20 protein-coding genes, 1 tRNA gene and 1 pseudogene are annotated in these 24,074 nt (G+C 27.2%); 20 read left to right on the plus strand and 2 right to left on the minus strand.

The window, feature by feature from the left end; genetic code table 11:
- Window positions 1-56 precede the first annotated feature (56 nt).
- From rplU to DB723_RS03995, 15 genes are all read left to right on the plus strand, one after another.
- Window positions 57-368, plus strand: coding sequence for a 50S ribosomal protein L21 (rplU, locus tag DB723_RS03925; protein ID WP_151552751.1), 312 nt, complete (start codon window positions 57-59; stop codon window positions 366-368).
- A gap of 5 nt (window positions 369-373) precedes the next feature.
- Window positions 374-694 (plus strand): ribosomal-processing cysteine protease Prp, encoded by a 321-nt coding sequence (locus DB723_RS03930; protein WP_151552753.1) that lies wholly within the window; start codon window positions 374-376, stop codon window positions 692-694.
- Window positions 694-939 carry a 50S ribosomal protein L27 gene (rpmA, locus tag DB723_RS03935; RefSeq protein WP_151552755.1) on the plus strand — a complete coding sequence of 82 codons (246 nt, stop codon included), beginning with the start codon at window positions 694-696 and terminating at the stop codon, window positions 937-939. The genes DB723_RS03930 and rpmA overlap by 1 nt, the downstream gene beginning before the upstream one ends.
- Window positions 940-981: 42 nt before the next feature.
- Window positions 982-1,968 carry a GTPase ObgE gene (gene obgE / locus DB723_RS03940; protein ID WP_151552757.1) on the plus strand — a complete coding sequence of 329 codons (987 nt, stop codon included), beginning with the start codon at window positions 982-984 and terminating at the stop codon, window positions 1,966-1,968.
- An 85-nt stretch (window positions 1,969-2,053) separates the two neighbouring features.
- The gene (gene nadD, locus DB723_RS03945; protein WP_151552759.1) at window positions 2,054-2,635 is read left to right on the plus strand and encodes a nicotinate (nicotinamide) nucleotide adenylyltransferase; all 582 of its coding nucleotides are present in this window, start codon (window positions 2,054-2,056) and stop codon (window positions 2,633-2,635) included.
- The gene (locus DB723_RS03950) at window positions 2,632-3,813 is read left to right on the plus strand and encodes an LCP family protein (RefSeq protein ID WP_151552761.1); all 1,182 of its coding nucleotides are present in this window, start codon (window positions 2,632-2,634) and stop codon (window positions 3,811-3,813) included. Before nadD ends, DB723_RS03950 begins: the two co-directional genes overlap by 4 nt.
- Window positions 3,788-4,138 (plus strand): ribosome silencing factor, encoded by a 351-nt coding sequence (rsfS, locus tag DB723_RS03955; RefSeq protein WP_151552763.1) that lies wholly within the window; start codon window positions 3,788-3,790, stop codon window positions 4,136-4,138. The genes DB723_RS03950 and rsfS overlap by 26 nt, the downstream gene beginning before the upstream one ends.
- Before the next feature lie 103 nt (window positions 4,139-4,241).
- Window positions 4,242-4,535 (plus strand): DNA-binding protein SpoVG, encoded by a 294-nt coding sequence (spoVG, locus tag DB723_RS03960; RefSeq protein WP_002557374.1) that lies wholly within the window; start codon window positions 4,242-4,244, stop codon window positions 4,533-4,535.
- Window positions 4,536-4,596: 61 nt separating this feature from the next.
- Window positions 4,597-4,668: transfer RNA gene (locus DB723_RS03965), tRNA-Gln, on the plus strand.
- A gap of 23 nt (window positions 4,669-4,691) precedes the next feature.
- Window positions 4,692-5,240: a 50S ribosomal protein L25/general stress protein Ctc gene (locus DB723_RS03970; RefSeq protein WP_151552765.1), complete on the plus strand. Its 549-nt coding sequence runs from the start codon at window positions 4,692-4,694 to the stop codon at window positions 5,238-5,240.
- A gap of 4 nt (window positions 5,241-5,244) precedes the next feature.
- Window positions 5,245-5,811, plus strand: coding sequence for an aminoacyl-tRNA hydrolase (pth, locus tag DB723_RS03975; protein WP_151552767.1), 567 nt, complete (start codon window positions 5,245-5,247; stop codon window positions 5,809-5,811).
- Complete coding sequence (tilS, locus tag DB723_RS03980; protein ID WP_151552769.1) at window positions 5,811-7,133, plus strand: tRNA lysidine(34) synthetase TilS; 1,323 nt, start codon at window positions 5,811-5,813, stop codon at window positions 7,131-7,133. The genes pth and tilS overlap by 1 nt, the downstream gene beginning before the upstream one ends.
- A complete protein-coding gene (gene ftsH / locus DB723_RS03985; RefSeq protein WP_151552771.1) occupies window positions 7,130-9,052 on the plus strand; it encodes an ATP-dependent zinc metalloprotease FtsH in 1,923 nt (640 codons plus the stop codon). The genes tilS and ftsH overlap by 4 nt, the downstream gene beginning before the upstream one ends.
- Window positions 9,053-9,063: 11 nt before the next feature.
- A complete protein-coding gene (locus DB723_RS03990) occupies window positions 9,064-10,539 on the plus strand; it encodes a hypothetical protein (RefSeq protein WP_151552773.1) in 1,476 nt (491 codons plus the stop codon).
- Between the two features lie 105 nt (window positions 10,540-10,644).
- A complete protein-coding gene (locus DB723_RS03995) occupies window positions 10,645-11,748 on the plus strand; it encodes a thymidine kinase (RefSeq protein WP_151552775.1) in 1,104 nt (367 codons plus the stop codon).
- On the opposite strand, the gene DB723_RS04000 is transcribed toward DB723_RS03995, so the two are convergent.
- Window positions 11,745-12,386 (minus strand): hypothetical protein, encoded by a 642-nt coding sequence (locus tag DB723_RS04000; protein ID WP_151552776.1) that lies wholly within the window; start codon window positions 12,384-12,386, stop codon window positions 11,745-11,747. The two genes, DB723_RS03995 and DB723_RS04000, sit on opposite strands and share 4 nt — an antisense overlap.
- 13 nt (window positions 12,387-12,399) lie before the next feature.
- Window positions 12,400-13,008 (minus strand): dTMP kinase, encoded by a 609-nt coding sequence (tmk, locus tag DB723_RS04005; RefSeq protein WP_151552778.1) that lies wholly within the window; start codon window positions 13,006-13,008, stop codon window positions 12,400-12,402.
- Window positions 13,009-13,093: 85 nt separating this feature from the next.
- Between tmk and DB723_RS04010 the strand changes: the two genes are divergently transcribed.
- The 5 genes and pseudogenes from DB723_RS04010 to DB723_RS04030 all read left to right on the plus strand — a co-directional run bounded on the left by DB723_RS04010 (window position 13,094) and on the right by DB723_RS04030 (window position 24,012).
- Window positions 13,094-17,506 carry a translocation/assembly module TamB domain-containing protein gene (locus tag DB723_RS04010; protein WP_151552780.1) on the plus strand — a complete coding sequence of 1,471 codons (4,413 nt, stop codon included), beginning with the start codon at window positions 13,094-13,096 and terminating at the stop codon, window positions 17,504-17,506.
- A gap of 17 nt (window positions 17,507-17,523) precedes the next feature.
- A complete protein-coding gene (bamA, locus tag DB723_RS04015) occupies window positions 17,524-19,989 on the plus strand; it encodes an outer membrane protein assembly factor BamA (protein WP_151552782.1) in 2,466 nt (821 codons plus the stop codon).
- 21 nt (window positions 19,990-20,010) lie between these two features.
- Window positions 20,011-20,544 (plus strand): OmpH family outer membrane protein, encoded by a 534-nt coding sequence (locus DB723_RS04020; protein WP_151552784.1) that lies wholly within the window; start codon window positions 20,011-20,013, stop codon window positions 20,542-20,544.
- 252 nt (window positions 20,545-20,796) lie between these two features.
- Window positions 20,797-23,394, plus strand: coding sequence for a DNA mismatch repair protein MutS (gene mutS, locus DB723_RS04025; protein WP_151552786.1), 2,598 nt, complete (start codon window positions 20,797-20,799; stop codon window positions 23,392-23,394).
- 1 nt (window position 23,395) lies between these two features.
- Window positions 23,396-24,012: pseudogene (locus DB723_RS04030) on the plus strand (type I phosphoribosyltransferase).
- The last annotated feature ends 62 nt before the right edge of the window (window positions 24,013-24,074 follow it).

A 24,074-nucleotide genomic window follows, 5' to 3' on the forward strand; every position in this document is an offset into this window, starting at 1 on the left:
TTGGTGCTTGACTTTTCTTTTTTATTAAATTTACAATATTTAATTGAGGTAATGTGATGTATGCATTGGTAGAAATAAATGGCAAGCAATATAAGGCTGTTGAGGGTGAATTTTTAAAAATAGATAAAATTTCTCCTATTGAAAAAGAGAAGTTAGAATTTAATAGTGTTCTGCTTATCAAAAAGGGTGGAGAGATTAAGATAGGAAAACCTTATGTTGTAAATTCTCTTATTAGATGTACCTATAAAGAAGATAAAAAAGATAAAAAGGTTATTTCTTACAGATACAGAAGAAGAAAATCAAGCGAGAGAAAAGTTGGACACAGGCAGACCTATTCTTATATTTTAGTTGATGAAATAGTTTTTTAAGTTTATTGATTAATGTTCTAGTAAAAGTAAAAGACAATGTAATCATTTATCTTTTAGCCGATGGTCATGCTGCAAGCAAGAATAATATTAACGTTGTCTGCTCTTCTTTTTCTTTTATTTTGAGAACCTTTTTCAGCGTTCTTGACCTTGAGGGCGAGGCTTTTATTGTAAAAAATTCGAAAAGAGGTTACTTAGAATTTAAGACCCTTTTTAAAGATTTGGATAAAGAAAGTCTTTTTTATTATAGTAGATTTTTAATTAGAGGTATAAATGATTTGTGTTTTGAGTATCCTAATGATATTAAATTAGTTTTGGAGGAAAATTAATGGCAACAAGTAAAAGTGGTGGTAGTTCAAAGAATGGACGAGATTCCATATCTAAGCGACTTGGAGTTAAAAGAAGCGGTGGTCAGCTTGTTAAAGCTGGAGAGATAATAGTTAGACAAAGAGGGACAAAGTTTCATAAAGGTAGAAATGTAGGGCTTGGAAGAGATTATACAATATTTGCGCTTTCAGCTGGCAAAGTAGAGTTTAAAACTTTAAAGGGACGAAAATATGTAAATATTGTTTAGTATGTAAAAATTTTTACTTTTAGTATAAAAATTGGAGAAATTTTGTATAACTTTAAAGACTCTGTAACCATAACTGTAGTTTCTGGTAATGGGGGTTCCGGATGTGTTTCTTTCTTGCGAGAAAAGTTTAATGCAAAAGGAGGTCCAAATGGTGGAAATGGTGGGAGTGGTGGGAGTGTAATCTTTAGGGTAAGAGAAAATCTTAGCACTTTATCTTTTTATAAAAATGGTCATGTGATTTGTGCTGAAAATGGCAAACCTGGAATGGGCTTTAAGAGAAGTGGTGCTAATGGTAAAGATCTAATTCTTTTCGTTCCCCAAAATACAGACATTTATAATGCAAATGATGGAACTCTTTTGTATAGGCTTAAAAATTTAAATGACGAATTTGTTGTTTTAAAAGGTGGCAGAGGTGGTCTTGGTAATTGGAATTTTAAAACTTCAGTTAGAAGAGTGCCAAGATTTGCTCAACCTGGAGAATCAGGTGATAGTTTGAATGTGCGTCTTGAACTTTTTTTAGTGGCAGACATTGGACTTATTGGTCTTCCCAATGCTGGCAAATCTTCTCTTCTTAATAGACTAACTTCAGCAAAATCTAAGGTCGCAAATTATCCTTTTACAACAAAGATTCCTCACCTCGGTATGCTTAGACGTTCTTATGATGATTTAATCATTGCGGATATTCCAGGAATAATTAAAGGTGCTAGCTTTGGAGTAGGGCTTGGAACCAAATTTTTAAAACATATTGCTAAAACTAAAATTTTAGCCTTAGTGGTTGATATTTCTGAGGCTAATTTTTTAGAATCGTATAATATTCTTTTAAATGAATTAAAATCTTATAGCTATAATCTTTTTAACAAGAAAAAAATTATTATTGCTAATAAGCTTGATTTGGATGGTTCTGATAAAAATTTTAATTGCTTTATAAAAGCCTTAAGAGAAGAAAAGATTATTGGTATCTCTATTTATGAAAATAGAGGGATTGATGAGCTTATTAAAGAATTTTTTATTTTGGCTAAAACTTTTTAATAAAATTAATTTTGATTGTCGGCTTTTTTATTTTTAAGGCTTGGTTTTTGAATATCGAATTTATTTGATTTAGGGAAAATAATTTATGAGAATTGCAATATTGGGGGGCACTTATAATCCAGTCCATATTGGACATATCTTTTTAGCTAAAGAAATAGAATATTTTTTAAATGTTGATAAGGTAATATTTATTCCTACTTGTAATCCGACTCATAAATTGATTGAGGAGGGTGTTAGTGTTAAGAATAGAATAAATATGCTTGAGCTTGCATTAGAGAATGAAAATAAAATGCTCATAGATGATTGTGATATAATAAATGGCGGCATAACTTATACTATTGATACTATTTCTTGTGTTAAAAAAAAATATAAAAATAATAAACTTTTTTTGGTTATTGGGGATGATCTTTTTCAAAATTTTGATTCATGGAAAGATCCTCAAAATATTGTAAATTCTGTTGATCTTGTTGTTGCTCACAGAATCTACAAAGAGAAGCTTAAGAGCTCTTTTAAACATATTTATATAGATAATAAAATAATACCGATTTCCTCATCAGAGATTAGAAATAGAATTGCAAATGGACTTCCTGTTAGCTATTTAATGCCTTTTAGTGTGTTAAAATACATTAAAGATAATAATTTATATGTTAAAAAGGTAAATGTTTGAGAAAGGATTTAATTTTTTTATTTTTAATTGCTTTAATAATAGTGAGCGTAGTGATCTTTTTTATTAGAAGCTCTAAAAAAGAGTTAGTTTACTTTGAGCTTAATACGAAGAATAATATTAGCTTTTTGTTTTTAATAGAAGATCTTAACAAAAATCTTGTCAGTATGCAAGAAATTTTTATTAATATAAAAACAGGAAACATTGGGTTTTTAGATATTCCAATTCATACTGGGTATGAAGATTTAAAAGGGAATATATCTTGGTTTAAAGATCTTTATAAAAAAAATTCTTTTAATAGATTTTTATCTAAAATTTATACACAATTATCACACGAATCAGATTATTATATTCGTTTTCAAAAAGAAAATTTTGTTAAACTCATTGATTATTTGGGAGGGGTTAGACTTCTTGTTAAAAGTCCAGTAAAAGTTTATAGTTTGGAAAATTCTATTTTAATACCTTCTGGTACTTCTAATTTTGATGGTGATAAAGCATATGATTATTTGAGGTATTTTAACGATGTTAATCAGTTTGAAGAGAGGATCGAGTTTTTTAAAGAGTTTTTTAAAAAACTCCTTTTTCAAATTTCAGATTTTGGTATTGAAAATGACATTTTTTTTAAAATATATTCCATGCTAGACACTAATCTTTCAGAGGTTATTTTTAAGTATATTGTTAAAAATTATAAAATAAATAATGATAAAATTATTTCTATTAACATTAAAGGACAAGAAGAGATTTTTAAGGATAGTAATAATAATTTGATAAGGGTAGTTTTTCCTTATTATGGAGGCGCTATTTTAAAAGAATCTGTGGATAAATTAAATAAAGAGCTTATTAATGAAGGTGTAGAAGAGATAGTAAAAATTATTGTTTTAAATGGAACAAAAATTGTTGGACTTGCAAAAAAAACAGCAAATATTTTTAATTCTTTAAAATTTAAAGTTTTAAAATTTGGTAATGCAGATAAAAATTCTTATAAAAATACCTTAATTATAAATAATTCGGATAATTTAGAAATGGCTGTTAGAGTTGGAGAGGCAATTAAAACTTCAAATATCAAGCCAATTTCTGAAGTTAAAACCAAAATGTTAGAGCTTGATAATCTTGATATTAATCCCGATGTAATAGTTATTTTAGGAGATGATTTTGATGGAAGATATGTTAAAAATAAGTGATGTTAGTGATTTGTGTAAAATAATAAGCGATTTTAATGGAATTGATGTTATAGGTATTAATGTTAGCAATATTTGTAATTGGACTGATTTTTTTATAATAGCCACCTTTGTATCATTTAAGCAGATGGAAGCTTTATATATTGATAAGATAATTAAATTTTTTAAAGAAAAAAAAATTAATCTTAATGTTCAGGGGAAAGGGTTAGTTTATGACTGGACTGTTGTTTCAGGTTCAAACTTGGTAATTCATTTAATGAGCGAAAAGTCTAGAGAATACTATGAGCTTGAAAAAATATGGTCCAAAGGAATCATTATTTATCCTTAATTGCTGTTTAATTAAAAAAACTAAAAATATCATAAAAATATGTTTACAAAAAATAGAAAATATTTTAGATTTAAGGTATGTACTTTTTGCGGGAGGCTTATAAGTGGATATTACAGACATAAGGATTAAGAAAGTTGATAGTAAAAATTCTGGTTCTAAATTATTAGCGTATGTTGCGGTTACTTTTGATAATTGTTTAGTTCTTCACAATATTAGAGTTATTAAAGGGCAAAAGGGAGTATTTATTGCTATGCCTAATAGAAGGACTAGAGTTGGTGAGTATAAAGACATTGTACATCCTATTAGTCAAGATTTTAGGAAGGCTTTGCAAACTTCTATTTTTAAGGAATATATAAGAGAAAATCCAGCCGATCTTGAGCTTGAATTAGATTTTTAGATAATTGTTGACAAAGCTCGTTGTATCTTGTATGCTTGTCAATTGTAAGTATTAAGGTATTTGGGACGTCGACAAGTGGTAAGTCAACTGGTTTTGGTCCAGTCATTCGAGGGTTCGAATCCTTCCGTCCCAGTATTTTATATTAGGAGTTTTTTGGTGGAAAATAGCAGGATTTTAAGTTGCCAATATAGATCAAGTTTTGGGTCTTCTAATGCTCGCAGAATAAGAGCCAAAGATGAAATACCAGCTGTTGTTTACGGGCGAGGCAATGATGTTTCGCACTTGAGAATTAAGAGTAGTGAGTTTAATAAGAAATTTGCAAAATTTACAGATAATACTGTTTTAATACTAAATGACGGCAAGCTTGAAAGATGTGTTTTTGTTAAAGAAGTTGCAGAAAATATTGCTAGCAAGCTCATTTATCATATTGATTTTTATGAAGTAGATAAGAGTATTGAGCTTGAAAAATATATTCCTATTAAGCTTATTGGGGCTTCTGTTGGGGTTAAAGAAGGTGGAATTTTGACTGTTTTAAAAGAGCAAGTCAGGGTAAAATCTTTACCTTTGGATTTGCCAGAATTCATAGAGCTTGATTTAACACCTGTTAATAAAGGAGATAGTGTTCTTCTTAAAGATCTTGTGCTGCCTGTTAATATTAGGCTTGCAGAAAATGACGAGAGCTTGGAAGTTGTTATTATAAAGTGATTTTATGGGGTTGTTGATACTTGGATTAGGAAACCCTGGGCTAGAATTTTCTTTAACCAGACATAATGTTGGCTTTTCTCTTTTAGATAAAATTCTTTCTAAGAATGGCCTTTTTTTAAAAAGAAAAGAAAAGTATGAATATTCAGAGTTAAGAATGATTTCTGGAAGAGTAATTTTGGTTAAGCCATTGACTTATATGAATCTAAGCGGATCTTTATTCCCCTCAATATTTTCAGACTTTTATATGTGCATAAAGAATTTATTGGTGGTTCTTGATAATGTTGATCTTCCTTTGGGAAAGTGCAGGCTTAAAGAGTGTGGGGGAATGTCTACTCATAATGGTCTTAAGTCAATTTCGAATGCTCTTGGAAGCTCTAATTACAGTAGACTTTATATTGGTGTTGGAAGCAATGTTATGTCTGATATAAAGAGTTTTGTTCTTTCTAGATTTTGTAAGGATGAAATAGATAGGCTTGAAAAATTGTATAATTTTTTGAGTGATGAGCTAATTGATATTAACGAAGCAAATTTTAAATATAAGGTTCAAAAAATCAACTCTAGTAATTTTTAATGCGTTTTTTAGATGATAATATACAAATTAAAATAGATGAATTTTATAAACAAAATTCTTTAAATAAAAATCGGGTTATTGTTGCTTTTTCTGGAGGGGCTGATTCTACAACTCTATTGTTGAATTTAAAATATTATTTGAACAATAATATTATTGCATTTTATTTTGCTCATTTTATTAGATCTGATTATGAGCAAAATAAAGAGATAGAGCATGTAAGGGAGTTTTGCGAGCTTTACAATATTGCTTTGCAAATTAATAAATGCAATATAGATATAAAAAGTGAGTCAGTTAAGTTGGGGGTATCTATTGAAGAGCTTGCAAGGAAATGTAGGTATATTGCTTTAGAAAATGCTCTTAAAGAAAATGATGCAAATTATATTGCACTTGCTCATAACGAGAACGATCAAATTGAAACAATAATTATGAGATTTTTTCAAGGATCTTTTTTAGATGGTCTTAGGGGTATTCCTGGTGTCAATGGGAATATTATAAGACCTATGCTCGATGTTTCAAGAGCAGAAATTGAAAATTTTTTATCTTTAAATGAGATTAATTTTTTTGTTGATAGTACAAATACTCAAGATTTATATTTAAGAAATAGGGTTAGAAATAGTTTGCTACCTTCTATAGAAAAGATTTTTAAAGGGTATGGTAAATGTCTTAAAAGAATATCTGAATTTTCAAAGGAATTTGTAGATTATTTTGAAAAAGATGAATTTTTTCCTGTTGAGAAAGGCAAATGTTATTATTCTTTTGATTTGAATACTTTTTTAGATTTTCCTAAGTATTTGGTGTTTAGATTAATTTTCAAAATTTTAAATTCAGAGGGAATTACAGCTAAAGTTTCTTATAAAACTCTCAGTGAAATGTTTAGAGTAGAGATTAGTAAAAAGAAAAATAATGTTTTGTTAAAAACCAATGATTTTTTTTTAGAAAAAAGGCATAATAAAATTAATCTAATTTTTAAAAAGGACGAAAAATTTTACAAACCTTTTGATTTTATTTTGGATGTTGGTAAATGGCATAGTTTATCTTTAGGTAAGATTTTGCTAAAATGTTTAGAGTGCGATGCAGCTTCTGTATCAAGGTTAAAATGTTGTTCTTATGAGTTTAGATATAAATTTTTTAAGAATAAATTAAAAGCAAAAAAATTTTTTTCTAAGTTTATAAGGTGTAATCCGATTTATTTAATGTTATTAGCATTAGATAACAAGTTAATTGGAATTGTTGATTTAAATACTTTAAACTTAGTATGGAGTGAAAAAAGCATTCTTAAAAAAATTAGTATATCTTTTATTGGAGGGCTTTTAAAGGAATGAATGGCAATAATAATATTAATAATAATGGGAAATCTAATAACAAAAAGAAAAATAAAAATTGGATTTTAGGACTCGTTGTTATTTTTTTAATTTCAGCAATGTTTATGTCATATTTTATAAGGGGAGGGGAAAGTTATAAAAATGTTCCTTATAGCACTTTCCAGAGTTATTTGGACAATGGTCTAGTTGAGTCTGTGGTAATAATTGATAAAAGTTTGATTCAATTTGTTGTCAAGGGTTCTAACTTTGCAAAATCTTATTTTTCTACCAATATTCCTTATCTTGATATAAATCTGCTTGCAGAACTGAAAAGTAAAAAAGTTGAGCTTAGCTCAGGAAAAAGCCAAGCTTCTTTAATTGGAGTTTTATTGCAAACTTTGCCATGGATTTTATTTTTTATTTTCTTTTTCTTTATATTTCGTCAAACTCAAGGTGGTGGTGGAAAGGTTTTTACTTTTGGTAAAAGTAATGCTCAAAAGTATGAAGCTGGAAAAAATAAAATCACCTTTAAAGATGTGGCTGGCCAAGAAGAAGTCAAGCAAGAACTTCGTGAAGTTGTTGAATTTCTTAAAAATCCGAAAAAATTTGAAAAAATAGGGGCAAGAATTCCCAAAGGAGTTCTTTTAGTTGGTTCTCCAGGTACTGGGAAGACTTTGCTTGCCAAAGCCGTTGCTGGTGAGGCTGGGGTTAGTTTTTTCCATATGTCAGGTTCAGATTTTGTTGAGATGTTTGTTGGAGTTGGAGCAAGTCGTGTTAGAGATTTATTTGATAATGCTAGAAAAAATTCCCCATGCATTATTTTTATTGATGAGCTTGATGCTGTTGGCAGAAGTCGTGGTGCAGGGCTTGGTGGTGGTCATGATGAAAGGGAGCAAACCCTTAATCAGCTATTGGTTGAAATGGATGGATTTGGGACTCATACTAATGTAATTGTTATGGCTGCCACAAATCGTCCAGATGTTCTTGACTCTGCTTTGCTTAGGCCCGGGCGATTTGACAGACAAGTAACAGTTTCTTTGCCTGATGTTAAGGAAAGAGAGGCAATATTAAATATTCATTCTTCAAAGACAAAGCTTTCAAAAGATATTAATTTACAGGTAATAGCAAGAGCTACTCCTGGGGCTAGTGGTGCTGATCTTGCAAATTTAATTAACGAAGGGGCTTTAATAGCAGCAAGGAATAATCAAGATGAAATTTCAATGAAGGATATGGAAGAGGCTAGAGATAAAATATTAATGGGAGTTGCGAAAAAATCTATGACTATTACTGATAGACAAAAGCTTGAGACTGCCTATCATGAGGCAGGCCATGCTTTGCTTCACTATTATCTTGAACATGCTGATCCGCTTCATAAAGTTACCATTATTCCAAGGGGCAGGGCACTTGGTGTTGCATTTTCGCTTCCAAAAGAAGATAGACTTTCAATAAATAAGCATCAAATTCTTGACAAAATAAAGATATGTTATGGTGGTTATGCTAGTGAGCAAATAAATTTAGGCGTTACAACAGCGGGTGTTCAAAATGATTTAATGCAAGCTACTAGTTTGGCTAAAAAAATGGTTACGGAGTGGGGAATGGGTGAAGAGGTTGGACCAATATTTTTAGTAGATGATGAAGCACCCATTTTTCTTCCAAAAGAGTTTTCAAAGTCCAAAGCTTATTCTGAGAACACTGCTGCTAAAGTTGACAGAGAAGTAAAAAGAATACTTGAAGAGTGTTTAAAAGAGGCATCAAATATACTTTTAAAACATAAGGATCAACTTGTTAAGCTTGCAAAAGAGCTTGTTATGAAGGAAACTTTGACAGACAAAGAAGTGAGAGAGCTTTTGGGGTTTGAACCTAGCAAAGATGAATACGATTTATTTACAGTAGACTCTTCTATTGCAAAAGAAGTAAAGGAGGAGGAAATAAAAGTTTAGGATAAGTGTTTATGTTTTATTTAAAGATAGGTTTTATTCTTTTTATTTCTATAAACCTAGGTGCAGTTTTAACCAAAGAAGATGAAGATATTTCAAGTATTCTTTTTAATGAGTCTAAAAATTTTCCCAATTTTCAAAAAGGCAATGATTTAATTTATGGATCTCTTGATTTTAATTTGCTAGCTTCAGATTCTCTTTATGAGCTTTCGTTAAAAGAAGATATTCCTTTAATAGATAGAATTTATTTATTAAAAAAAGCAATTAATATTAATAATTTTAAAGTAACAACTCTTAAAGAAATATACGCTTATTATTTTTCATTACTTTTAAGGCAAAATAATAAGAATATGTATAAAGAAATTATTGCTTTGTATGAAAACTTAAATAAAGAATTACAAATAGATAAAGATTTAATTTGCATGAGGCTTGAGGCTTCTGGAAGACTTGAAAGTTTTGGAGACGATTTTAAAAAAGTTTTATTTCAAGCTTTTTACTTGTATGGTAATGATTTTTTATTTTTTAAGTGGTTTTTAAAAGAAGATAGGTTTTTTTTTAGTATTTTTAATACTATTAAATCCAAAGAAGATTTTTTCTTTACGCCCGAAAATATTAATTATATATTTAGAAATTCAGATTTTAATTATGACAATTCTGTTTCTTTGTTTTCTTTTCTTAAGAGTAAAATTAAAGAATATAATGGAATTCATAGTATGTATTTTTTAAAATACAAACTTTTAGACCCTATTGAAGCTTATAAGGCTTTTAAAAAGTTTCCTCCTGAGACAATAAATGAATATAAAATGTTTTATGATCTTTTAGAAGATCCTGATATTAAGAATAAATTTTTAGAAGATTACAAAAGGTTGTCAGGAATTTATTGTATTGATAATAAAAATAATATAGCCATACTTAAAGATGGCGTTTTAGTGGGTATTTTTTCAGGAATAGTAGATTTTGCAAACAAATTTAGTTTAAATAACAAGTATTTTAATAAAGTTTATTTTAAAGACAATTTTCCAGTTTATTATGAGAATAGTTTATTTGGTTATAAAATAAATTATTCTGTTTACCCTTACGTTGATATGATTGAGGTTGAATACCCTAATAAAAGGGATGTTTATACCTTTGCTTTACATACTTTTAAGTTCAATCTTTTTAATAATTTAGGTTATGATTTTAATAGTCTTGGAATCAGGGAGTTGTTATTGACTAATATTAAAGATTTTTTTCTATCCAATGCTTTAAATTTGTTTTTTGAAAAAAAATCTGTTTTAGATATTAGATCAAGTTTAATAAGTAAAAGAAAGTATTTTGGATCTAATTTAGTAGAAATTAAAAATTATGTAGTTGGAAGCTTGGTTTCAATTTATAGGAAAGTTAATGGTTCTAAAAAATTTAATTATGTTGAGATTTACGAGAAGGGTAAATTAAAAATAAAGAAAGTCTTATTAGATGATGATTGTTTTGAAAGTTATTATTCTTTTTAAGAATAATCTTAATAGAAGTTTTAATATTAATTTTTGGGTTTGTGGTATTAATGTTTTCTTGCTGTTATTTATTTGTATAATTAAATTTGTTTTGGGGGGTTATTTTTGGGCTTTTGTTTAGACTTTGCCAGTAAAGAAGATACTAAATTAAATAACGTTGTGTCTATTAGTCATTTTGATTTTAAAGTTAAAATAAATTTAATTCTTGTAGTTGGGCCTATGGGAAGTGGAAAAACAGAATATGCTGCAAAAATTTATAAAGATTCACTTATTGTAAGAAAAAAGTCTTTTAAGGTTTTGAGTAATATTATTAAAGGAGATAGGAATAGGGTTAATGTATTTTTTATTAGAAATTTTCTTGATAAGAGAAGATTTCAGGATTATCCAGAAAATGTAATACCGTATAGAGGTGGCGGAAAAGATAAAATTGATGAGATTGGTTTTGCTAGCAGCTCTTTTGATATTGAAAACTTAATAGCTTCTAACCCTAGTTATGGTACTTTTATTATTGATGAGGCATGTTTTTATGATGAACGTTTAATTTTTGTTTTAAATAAAATTTCGCTAAATGAAAATATTTTGTTTATATTGCCTACATTGCTTTATAATTTTAGAAAAGAATCTTTTAATGATACTGCTAAGCTTTTGGTAGAATATTCGGACAAGCTTTATAAGCTTGGAGCTTATTGTGGGCACATTGATTGTATGGAAGAATCTTTTTTTTCTTATAGGTATTATTTTTACAACAATAAAGAAATTCCAGCCCCCTATTTTGATCCTCTGCTTATTGTTGGTGGCGATGAAGAGATTGAATCTGCTATTTACCCGAATTATTCTACAAGATGTTCAATGCATCATTATCTTGTGGGTAAGGAGTATTTTTTTTCTTTTTTAAAGCCGTTTGCTTTATTATATTCACAAGGAGATAAAAAATTTCTTGAAGGTGAAATTGTAGCGTTAAGTACCGATGTTAAAAATTCTAATTTTATAAATTCTTTAGATAGTGAGAAAGCGTGTGAATTTAGATCTAAAGTTTTAAAAAATATTTTAGATCTACCTTTTTTAGCGGAAAGAGCGCTAATAACTCTTTTCTCAGAATATAGTATTTTAAGTAAAGATAATTTTAAAGATCTTGTTTTAAAGTTTTCTTTAAATAAGGATTATATAAATAAAATTTTTTTTTCCAAGGAAGGCAAAGAATTTTTTTAATAATAGTTTGGTTTTTGTTCAAAAAATACTTTAGTTTTCTCAATTCTTAGTAGTTCTTTTTTAATAATATCATAATAATCTAATTCTTTAAGAGAAATTTTATGATATTCGTTTTCCCAGCTTGTTATTCCATCTTTTTCCAGTTTAACATATTTGTAATTTTCAAGTTTTTTGTGATATTTTAGTGCTTCATTGTAGTAGTTAATAGCCATTTTATATAATTTTTTTGATTTTTCTAAATTGAGAATAATTTCATTTTTTTCTGAAGTTTTGAAAAAATATAAATTTCTTGTGTCGAACAAGTCTCCCAAATATAAATTTTGCTTAACTAGAAGCAGGTTTACATGCATTTTGAAAAGAAGTTTATATTTTATCCATTGCTTTTTCGTTTCTATTTTGGTTAGTGAATATTTTGGATTTCCAAATGGGTATTTTAAAGCTTTTTGGAGAAAAAATATGTTTTTCTTGTAGTTTTTAGGATTTTTTTTCATTTGAGCATGAAAAATTACATACCATTGTTCTGCATAATAAAATTTGGACGATGCATTTATCTTTGAAACTGCTACTAAAAAAAGTAAAATTAAACTTATTTGAAAAGTAACATTTTTAAGAAAATAATTCCATTGATAGTGGATCATATCATTAATTATATTAGAATTTTATTAGATTAAAAATTTTTTTTGCATTTTTATCTAAATCATCTTTTGTTGAATTGTCAATATAAATCACATTAATTTTTTTTTCTAGTTTTTTAAATATTTCTAAATATTTTAGAGCAATGTGTTCAAAAGTTTTGTATTTTTCAAGTTCAAAAAGATCACTTTGTGCTCTATGTTTTTGTATTCTTTCATAAGCTATGTTTGGGCCTATTTCAATAAAGAATACTTTCTCAGGCAATGGAAAATTTTTATTTAATTCATATCCCAATTTTCCTTGATAGGCGATTGATGAGAATAAATATCGATCAGTTATTATTTTTTTAGATTTTGTTTTTAGAATTTCTAGTATTCCGCCCTTTTTATATAAATGATCGTGTCGATCTGCTGCATAAAGATACGCAAATGTAGATTTTTTTAAAGGATTTTTAAAATTCATTAATTGTTCTTTTATCATTTCTCCAATTATTCCGCTTGATGGTTCTTTTGTGAAATAATACTTTGATTCATTATTGCAAAGAACTTTTAGTTTGTTTATAATGCTTGTTTTTCCGCTTCCATCAATTCCTTCTATGCAATAAAAGTTTCTTAAAATTTTAATCACAAATATTTTTTATTCCTTTCTTTTGGTGATAATAATTAGGTTATTGATAATTATTATATAATAATAATTATCAATATATGAGTGTATGAATTTGAAGTTTTTTAAAAAAAAGACGTTTTTATTGTTGATTTTACCGGTTTTTGTTTTTATTTTAGTAATTTTTTCCATTAATCTATTTGTTCAAGTTCAAATTTATTTTGCAAAGTTTTTTGTTATAAAATATTTTGAATCAAAATTTGGCTTTAGGATTAAATATGATAAAATTTCACCATATTTTTTATCATCCATTAAAATAAACGGCTTAGAGTTAAGTTTGGATGGAAAAGGTAAAATATTAATAGACATTGTTAGAGTAGATTTAAATCTGTTTAAATTAATTTTAGGTGATGAAGATATTATTTTGAATGTTTATGTTAAAGGGAGTAACTTGAATTTTGATATAAACGATTTTAGCTTATCTGATGATTTTAATCCCAGCATTACTAGCGGTGTCTATTCCGACAATGGAAATGTGATTTTAAGTAAAATTTTAAATTATCTTTATAGGTTAAATATTAATTTAGAAAATATTAATATTAATATTAAGCTTAATGAAAATAATAGTTTTTTAAATTTTAAGGTTAAAAATTTTTCCTTAAACACCGTAGATGAAGATTTTTTATTTACCTCTGTGGTTGATTTTAACACCGTTAAAACTTTAGAAGTTAATTTGCCGTCTGAAAGAGTTAATGATGGAATTTTAGATTCAACTTTCTATTTTGAGGGAAAATTCAAAAAAGGCTTTGAGGATGGTTATGTTAATTTTAGTTTTTTTGAATTTAAAACAAGCTATTTCTCTTTGCTTGAGCAAGGATTTCAAATAAATTATTCAAAAGGAAATTTAAAAATTTTTAATTTACGAAGAGAGAATTTTGATTTTAATTTAAGTTATGATAAGGCTAATGGTTTTATTAGATTAGATGCTTTATTTTTCAATGTTAATCTTTTGGATTGGATTAAGTTAAACAAAGATTTTGAAGTTTATAAAGATTATTTTGATATAAGTTTAAATGGTCAGTTGGCATTTTCTTATGATTTAAATGGCAAAGATTTAAGATATGCAGGAATAATAGATTCTTCTTTAAATGTAGATACTATAGGTAAGGAAGTTCAAGGTTTACAACTTGAGATCAAGGGTGATGATAGCATTGTAAGTGTTAAGAATGCTTTTTTAAAGCTTAAAAGGGGAGTTGTAAACTATAAGGGTTATTATTCTTTAAAAGACTTGCTTCCAATAGGACGCCTTAATTTTAAGTCTGCAAAAATTTTAGACTTTAACGATCTAAATGGATATTTAGATTTTAAAAAAGATAAAAATATTTTTTCGGTTAAGTCTGATAATTTTAGTTTTGGAAATCTTAGTTTTCAAAATTTAAGTTTCAAAACTTATTTTTTAAAGGATAAAATTTTTGTTGACTATTTGGTTTATTTAGAAAATAAAAATTCTCAAATTTCTTTAAAAGGTGATCTTAATAATGAGGAATTTTTTTTTAATTTGGGGATTAAAGAGTTTCCTTTGCTTTTTTTAAAAGAAGTTCTTCCTAGTTCTTACTTAATAAATTTTTTTCCTAAGACTTTATTTTCAGGCAAATATTTAAATTTAGTTTCTGATTTTAATTTAAATAAATTTGATTATCATAAAAATAGATTAAAAAAATTCAGTTTCACAGTATTTTCAAAGTTAGACAATTTCAAATTGATGTTTGATGCGAGTGGAGAAAAAAATTTTTACAAATCAAACAATTTTGATTTGCAGTACAATGATTATAATTTGTATTCTAGTTTGTTTGTTGAGCTATTTGAAGGTGGATTTAATATTAGTACGAATTTTTCTTATTTGGATAAAAATTATCCTTTGAATTTTAATGTTAATTTTAAAAATAAGTTTATTATTGCGGAATCTCCTCTTGGTATTAAATTAGATTTTAATTATTTTGATTCTAAAATAATTTACAATCTTAATGTTAATGGATTTAAGATTTACAATAAAACTTCTGAACTTTTGATAAATTTAAATTTTCATGGGAATTATTTGGGTATTAATGACGATTTACAATTTAAAATAGATAAGTTGAATATAATAAAAGTTTCTAAAATACCTTCTTATAATTTTAATTTTGGGTTTAAAGGCTCTTATGAATATGATAAATTTTATATTTCTGATGTTAAGCTTGTAAATAAACTTTCAAATTTACAAGGATATGGACAATTTAATTTAAAAGATAATTTTAATGGAAGTTTGAATTTATTTTCTAGTTTAAATTCAGAGAGATATTTTTTAGGGGTTAATTCAGATGAGCATGGAAGCTATTTTTTACTTAAATTTCAAGATTTAGATTTTTATAATTTTAGCTCCTTATCTCTTTTGGAGGGAAAGGCTAATGGTAATTTTTTATTAAATTTAAAGAAGGATAATTTTGAAAATTATTCTTTAAGTGGATATATTGAGTCCGATAAATTAACTTTACTTGGTGTTTCCTTGCAGGCTTCTCTAAATCTAAGCTTATTGGACAATAAGCTTAACATATATGATATAAAAGTCAAGCGCAATAAAAGGGAGTTTCTCACTGGTAGTCTAAGATATGATTTAAGCAGTTCTATAGGTGTATCTAATATGGTTTTTAATAGCGATCTGTTTTCTTATAAGTTTAATGCAAATTTTAGGAATTTCGAAAGTAGAGATGAAGAGCAATTTGGAGTTTTGAAAACTAAAACAGAGGGAGAATTTTTATTTAGAGATATTAAATATAAAAATGAGTCTTTATCTAATCTTACAGTTGAATTTAGTAATGATTTTGAAAAATTCAATATGACTTCAATTGATTATGACCTTATTGATGTTTTATATCATTATGGCAGTGGAGAATATAATTTTATATTAAAAGATTATTTGCCTCTTAGTTTTAATTCATCAGGCAAAATAATTAAAAATAAAATTATTGGAAATGTTAGAGATATTAAATTTGATTCAAAAACAATCACTAAAGATTTTTTGGATTCAAATTTTTTATTTAATATTGATAATCATTTTATTCTTTACGATCTTATTTTAAATGGTGAATTTGATATTGATGGGGATTTATATGATCCCAATATTAATGGGAGTTTAAATATTAAAAAAGGATCAATAAGTACTGAGTATTTAAGAGCTTCTAGAAAGTTTGGCGGTGATAGAGCTTTAGAAATATTTGATATGCCAGTTGAAATTCAGGATAATAAAATCATTTTTAGCAATGAGTTTAATATAGATCGATACTCTAAGATTTTTGTTTCTACTAGTTTAAATTTAAATTTTTTAAGTGATACTATTATTGATTATTACAAAATAGATATTAATGTGACTGGCAGAACGGGAGTTCCTGTTAAGTTTGATAAAATTGCCTTAAGCGTTACAGGTTATGCTTTAGGCGATTTTTCAATCGAAGGGAATGCCGATGAAATTATGTTCAAAGGGATTTTAAATATTGCAAATGCCTGGGTTTATTCTCTTGAAAGCTCTATTGTCAATTTATTGGTAAACCCCTTCAAGCAAGCAAAAAGAGCGAAAACTGCTGATATTAATGTTCTAGATTTTGATATTTTGACTGATCTTGAAATAAATTTTGACAGCGGTGTTACTTTTCATTGGCCGGATAGTAATATTTCTTTTTTACAAGCTACTATTTCAAGAGGAGATAAGCTTATAATAAAATCTGATACAAAAACAGATGATTTTATTCTTAAAGGTGATTTAAATATTGCAAATGGTTTTGTTAATTATAATAATAAAAAATTTATCTTTAAAAGTGGATCTTATATATCTTTTAATGAGAACAGAACTAAATTTGATCCATGGATAAAGGCAGAGGCTACAAATACCATTAAAGATAGAAATGATAAACTGCTTGTTACAATAAGCATTGATAGCCCTTTAAGTTTGTGGAAAATTGAGTTTATGTCTTACCCCTCTAGAACTGAACAGGAGATTAAATATTTGCTTTCAGGCTCAACAATAGGGGGTGCCGAAGGAGGATTGCGCTCAGTGGGGACCAATGCCGCTGAAATGGCGATTGGGATAGTAAGTGACATTGCTCTTGATTTTTTAATTCAACCCATTGAAGATTATATGCGTTCTGTATTAAACTTAGATTTATTGAGTATAAAGACAGATATATTAAAGAATTCTATTAATAGTAATTTTTTTAAAATTGGAAATCCTACTTTTGTAGATGTTCTTGACAATACAAGTGTTAAAGTAGGTAAATATCTTGTAGAAGGTGTTTTTATTAGTGGGGGTTTTGGTTTTTTGAAAGAACAAATGACTCCTTTTTCAAAAGATTTAAATTTTGTTATTAATTTGGGTATTGAGTTTGATTCTCCATTTTTTTTGGTTAATTATGAGTTTGATTACAATTTTATGAAAAAGGGTTTAGATGGGATAGGAAATAATATAGGCATTTCTTGGAAATTTAAATATTAAATTGTTAAGGGGTTAAGATGGGTTCAATCAGAAGTTTGTTTTTTGTAAGTTTTTTAATGTTTTTTACTGTTTTTAGTTTTGGTCAAGTTGAAAATTATAAGGGGAAAATAATAAAGGGTATTAATTTTGAAGGACTTAAGAATAAGAAAGAGAGAGATTTTGTTAATATTTTGAAACCTTATATTGGCGCGGCATATTCTAATGAAATTTTTGATAAATTGCAAATTGATCTTTATTCTCTTGATTATTTTTCCGGACTTATTAAGCCAATGTTCAAAATAGATGGTGAGGAGCTTTTTATTACATTTATTGTAAAAGAAAAATCTTTGGTTAATTCTGTTGTTTTTTCTGATAGCAGTAGAGTTTTTTGGAATAGCGAACTTGTTGAGAAGGTAAATATTAAGGTTAATGAACCTTTAAATCTTGCAAGTGTTAACAAAGGGCTTAGCAAGCTTGAAGAGATGTATAAAGACATGGGATATCTTGAAGTTTCTGTAAACTTTGAAATCAAAGAAGAAAAAAATTTGGTTGATATTATTTTTAATATAGTAGCCGGACCCAAATATGTTATTAAAGGGATTGGCTTTGAAGGAAATTTAAGCTTTAAAAGTAGCACTTTGAGAAAATCTTTAGCATCAAGAGTAGTATCCCTTTTTTCAGATGGTAAATATTTGAAAAGCAATATTGATAAGGACAAGCGCCAATTGGAGTCTTTTTATAAAAATAATGGATATATTGATATTAAGATTATCAATAACACTGTTGATATTAAAGATTCTCTTAAAGATTCTAAAAAGATGGAAAAGGAAGTTTTTTTGAAATATTTTATTTCAGAAGGCAATGTTTTTAAATTTGGAAAGCTTGAAATTTTCGGTAATTCGGTTTTTAGTTTAGAAGAATTAAAAAGTTTTATTACCTTTAAGGAAGGTGATATTTATAATGATTCTAAATTTGAGCAAGATTTTGCCAAGATTAGGGAAAGTTATTTTAAAGAAGGGTATATTTTTACAGAAATTATTCCTTCAAAAAAGATAAGAGGAGAGTTTGTCGATTCTTCAATTAAAATTTTAGAAAAGGATAAGGCTCATATTGAGTCTATTACTGTTTCTAAAAATAAAAATACAGCTACTCATGTAATACTTAGGGAAATACCCCTTCAAGAGGGAGATGTTTTTAGTTTGGATAAGTTTAAAATGGGTATGGTGAATTTACAGCAGCTTGGTTATTTTTCAAATGTAACTCCCGATATTGTTCCAAGTAATACAGAAGGGCTTATGAAAATAAATTTAAACATTGAGGAGCGAGCAACAAGTAATTTTGGGTTTGGTATGAATTTTGGAGGCAATTCAAATTCTTCGTTTCCATTCTCAGTATTTGGACAATGGGAGCTTTCTAATTTTTTAAACTTAGGCTACTATTTTGCTGCAAGATTGAATCTGTCTTTTTTAGAGCAAAGTCTTAGTTTGACATTTAGAGATAATTGGTTTTTCCAGAAAAGATGGACTGTGGGGGGATTTATAGATTTTTCACATTCTGTTAATACTGCTTATCAAGATATTAATGGACCCATTTTCTCAGGCAAAAGGGAAGTTCCTGATCCATTTACAAGCTGGGAAGAATATCGAGATGTTAAAAGCTTTTCTGATTTTAATGCCATGAATTATTCTTTACTTAAGCTTAGTTTTGGAGCGTTTACAGGATATACTTTTTCTAATTATCTTGGCAAGCAAACTCTTCTTGGTACTTTGCAAACTTCTTTAAAATATGTTTTTTATGATAACGATGTTAACAGGCCTTCAAATTATTATTTAAGAGATAATTACAAAACTTTTAGATTTGAAAATTCTCTTAGTTTGAGTGCGGCTTGGGATACAAGGAATTCAACTTCTTTGTCTAATAATGGATTTTTACTTAAGCAGCAGTTTGATTTTTTCGGTGGATTTTTATTTGGCCAGAGCCATTTTATTAAATCTGCTACAACCTTTGAGAGGTATTTTTCTCTCTTAGGGTATGAGGATGTGTTTACTCCTTATTTTGATATTATTTTGACCTTAAGGAGCGTATATTCAAATATATTGCCTCCTCTTGGTAATGGTTTTGAAATAGAAATTCAACCTCATCATCACATAGTTCTTAGTGAAAATTTTATGCAGGCTAGAGGCTGGGGGATTTTGAAAAATATTTACAGTTCCTTTGTAAATACTGTGCAAATATCTATTCCTTTGTTAAAAAATATTTTAGTTTGGGATGTTTTTTTCTTAGATTTTGCTTCCTATTCTTTAGAGGGCCAAGAAAATTCTTTGTTTAGGCCTTTTAGTAGCTTTGCTTTTAGTTGGGGAACTGGAATTAGAAGTCTTTTGCCTCAGCTACCACTGTCTTTTGTAATAGCTTATCCTTTTTATTTTGACAATGACAAAGTTAATAGTTATTACAAATATTTTTCTGGATTTAAATTTTTCTTAGGAATTGAAATGAGATACTAATATAATGCTATGGAGAAATTTGTGTTTTTTTTGATTTTACCATTGTTTTTTTTATTGTCTTTTAATGCTTTTTCAATAGATGTTGTTAAAATAGGTATTGTTGATTTTGATAGAATTGTAATTGAAGTTTTAAATCCTCAATTGAAGGCTAGTATTGATCAAATAAAAAATCGGTATCAAGAACAAATAAATACATTAAATTTAGAGCTTAAAAATTTAAAGCAAATGTATGATAGATCGATTGCTGATAACGATTTAGACAGCGCAAGATCTTTTGGGAACCAATATAATTTAAAAGTTGATGAGCTAAAAAGAGTTTCTAGTTTAGCAAAGAATAATTTAGAACAGCAAAGATTAGCTAATATCAATAGTTTAAATAATAATAGTGAATCTTTAAGCAAAATACTTGGCGGTATTCAATATGTTGCAGAGATTAATGGGTTTTCTTTGATTATGAAAAAAAATAATCCGTATATTCTTTACCATAATAGCACTGTTGATATAACAGACAGTGTTATTAAGCATCTTTTGGAAAAGGATAATAAAAATCCTTAAGACTTATCTTTTAAGGCTCTGTTTTCTTTTTTTAATTTGCAATTATTTAATTAGATTGAATGCAAATCTAAATACTATTCTATTTTAAAATAAGTTTAAAAGTACATTGAATTTTAAAAAGTGAGCTTGCTAATAACTAAATTGCATAAAAATATTGTTTTTAAAGGCTTTTTTATTTTACATTCTTTCTTTTTAATTGAATTATATTTATTTTATAATATCAATGATAATTCAATGTTATTTAGGAAGCATATGGAAAAAAATGTTACTCCAATGATGAGGCAGTACTTAGATATTAAGAAAAAGTATAAAGATGCCATTCTTTTTTTCAGAGTAGGAAGTTTTTATGAAATGTTTTTTGATGATGCAATTGAGGCTAGCAAACTTCTTAATTTAACATTGACAAAAAGAGAAAATGTCCCAATGTGTGGAGTGCCTTATCATGCTAGTAAGGAATATATAAGAAAATTAATTTTATTTGATAAAAAGGTTGCAATTTGTGAGCAGGCTTCCAATCTTACTTCTGGGGGACCTTTAGAAAGAGAGGTTGTTGAGGTAATAACCCCAGGTGTTATTATTGATGAAGATTTTTTAAATGACGATGTTAATAACTATTTAGTTGCCATTAGTGATTATAAAAATTATTATTCGTTTTCTTATATAGATTTATCTACTTCTAGTCTTGGAATAATATTTTATGAGAATAGCTTTTTTGAAAAGCTTAAAAGGGATCTTGAGAAATACTCTCCTAAAGAAATAATAGTTTCTGAAAACTTTTATTATGAATACCTAGAGAAGCTTAATCTTAATCGTTTTTTAATCAACAAAATTCCCACCTGGCATCTTGATAAAGATATTGCAATAAAAACAATAAAGGAGCATTTTAACATACTTAGATTAAGTTCTCTTGGATTTGATGAGGAGAAACCCTACTACATTTCAATTTTTCTTATTATAAATCATATAAAAAATAATTTGAAAAATTTATTAATCAATATTGATAAAATAGATATTAATAACGATTCTTCGTACATGTTTCTTGATGACGTAACTCAAGTGAATCTTGAACTTGTAAAGAATAACAATGATTTTTCTTCTCAATATTCATTATATTCTGTGTTAAATGATTGCAAAACTGCAATGGGAAAAAGACTTTTAAGAGAATTTATTTTAAATCCAATTTTAAATATTCCTGAGATTAATACTAGATTAGATCATGTTGAATTTTTTTGTAAAAATATTGGCTTAACTGTGACTTTAAGAGAAACTTTTATTAATATATGGGATATTGAGAGAATAGTATCTAGGATTCAGATGAAAAGATATATTAAAAAAGATTTTTTATTTATTGAAAAAGCCCTTTCTTCGTTTTTTTTGGTCAAAAAGCTATTTGATAAGCATAATTTTGATTATTGGAATTTTGATAAGTTTGAAGAGGATAGCATTTCTAAAGTTTATTTTTTAATAAATAGTGCAATTTCAAGTGCATCTGATGAGCTTATTAAAAGAGGGTACGATTTAAAGCTTGATAGTTTAAAAGATTTAAAGCTTAATGCAAGTAAATATATTGACGAATATCTTGAATCAGAGAAACTGCTTAGCAAAATTAATAATTTAAAGATTAGGAAAACTAATAATAGAGGATTATTCTTTGAAGTTACAAAGAGTAATTATGCTCAAGTGCCATCTCATTTTAAAGAAAGTCAAACTTTAAATTCTTCAAAAAGATATAAAACAGAAAAGCTTATTTCTCTTGAAATGGAGATTAATAATGCTGAAGACAATTTAGCTACTTTTGAGCAAGAAATTTTTGATAAAATAGCATCAAATGTTGTTAAGCATAATAAGGTGCTTAAGAAGGTTGCAGAATTTTTTGCATATATTGATTTAGTTGTTAATTTTGGTTATTTAGCTAAAAAAAATGAATATAAAAGACCTATTTTAACATCCGGTAAAGAAATTTTTCTTGACCAGTCTCGGCATCCTGTTGTTGAGCGTTATGTTAAAAATACTGAAATGTTTACTGAAAATTTTGTAAGAATTAATAAAGAAAGGTATTTTGGTTTAATTACTGGCCCAAATATGGCAGGTAAGTCAACTTATTTGCGTCAGGTGGCTTTAATTACTTTAATGGCACATATAGGTTCTTTTGTTCCAGCCTCTAAAGCTGTAATAGGTATTACAGATAAAATTTTTTGCAGAATTGGAGCAAGTGATAATATTGCAAAAGGGGAATCTACTTTTTTGGTTGAAATGAACGAAACAGCTAATATTTTAAGAAATGCAACAGAAAAGAGTTTGATAATTATGGATGAGGTTGGAAGAGGTACTAGTACAAATGATGGGCTTGCTATTGCTTACTCTATTATAGAATATATTTTAGAATATATTAAAGCTAGAAGTTTGTTTGCAACACATTTTCATGAGCTTTCTTCTATTAATCATGAGGCTTTTATTAATCTTTCAATGAAGATTGAAAAGCAAGGCAATGATCTTGTTTTCTTAAGAGAAGTTGAAGAAAAACCGTCTCTTAATTCTTACGGGATTTACGTTGCTCGCATAGCGGGACTTCCTTTAAAGGTAATAGATAGAGCTAGTGTTATTTTAGAAAGCTTATTAAATCAAAAGAGTAACTCTTGTTTAGAATTTTTTCCCTATATTTCTTCTGATAGTTGTGATAAAGAAATCTTGGAAAGTAGCATCGATGATAATGTTAAATTAAATGGAATAAATGAGTATTTAGAGTTAAAAAATTTTATTTCTAATATAAATATCAATAATATTACTCCTTTTCAATCAATGGAGCTGTTAAATCAAATTATTTTAAAAGTTGGTTCTCAGTCCAGCTAGTATGAATTATTTAAACGTATTAAAAAGCATATTTTTACCTTTTTATATTTTTTGTGAGAAAAGATAATGTGACTTCTAATGCTCTTTGTGATCAATGTAAGTCACTTTTTAATTTTAAAATTAAATTTAATGGATTTAATTTATTTTTTTGAATATAAAAAGCATTATAAATCTTTAATTTCATCTTATAAGAGAGATGGGCAAAAGTCAATTGGTAGATTTTTGGCAAGTGAAATTGCTAAATGTTTAATCAATATTGATTTTGATCAAATAGTAACTATTCCTTGTAGCTTTAAAAGAAAATTGTTTTATGGTTTTGATCATATGGAATATATTGGTATTTTATTAAGGCGTTTTGGATTTAATTACATAAATATTTTTTCAAGAAAGTATGGTAAAAGTCAAAAACTAATGAAAGGAAATCTTAGATTTGAAAATCTTGAAAATAAAATTAAATTAAGATCAAAGTATAAAAATTTTCAATTTAAAAAGGTTGTTTTGCTTGATGATATTATTACTATAGGAACATCTATTTGTATTTGTGAAGAGCTTATTATGCAATTTGGAGCTTGTAAGGTTATAAAGTTTTCGTTGGCTAAATCTTACAATTTGGTTTAATGTTGACATTATTTTTTCTAAGTGGTAACCTTGAGATAAGGTTTAGTTATGTATTTAATAAG

The sequence above is a fragment of the Borrelia maritima genome (genome assembly GCF_008931845.1).
Lineage (GTDB): Bacteria > Spirochaetota > Spirochaetia > Borreliales > Borreliaceae > Borreliella > Borreliella maritima.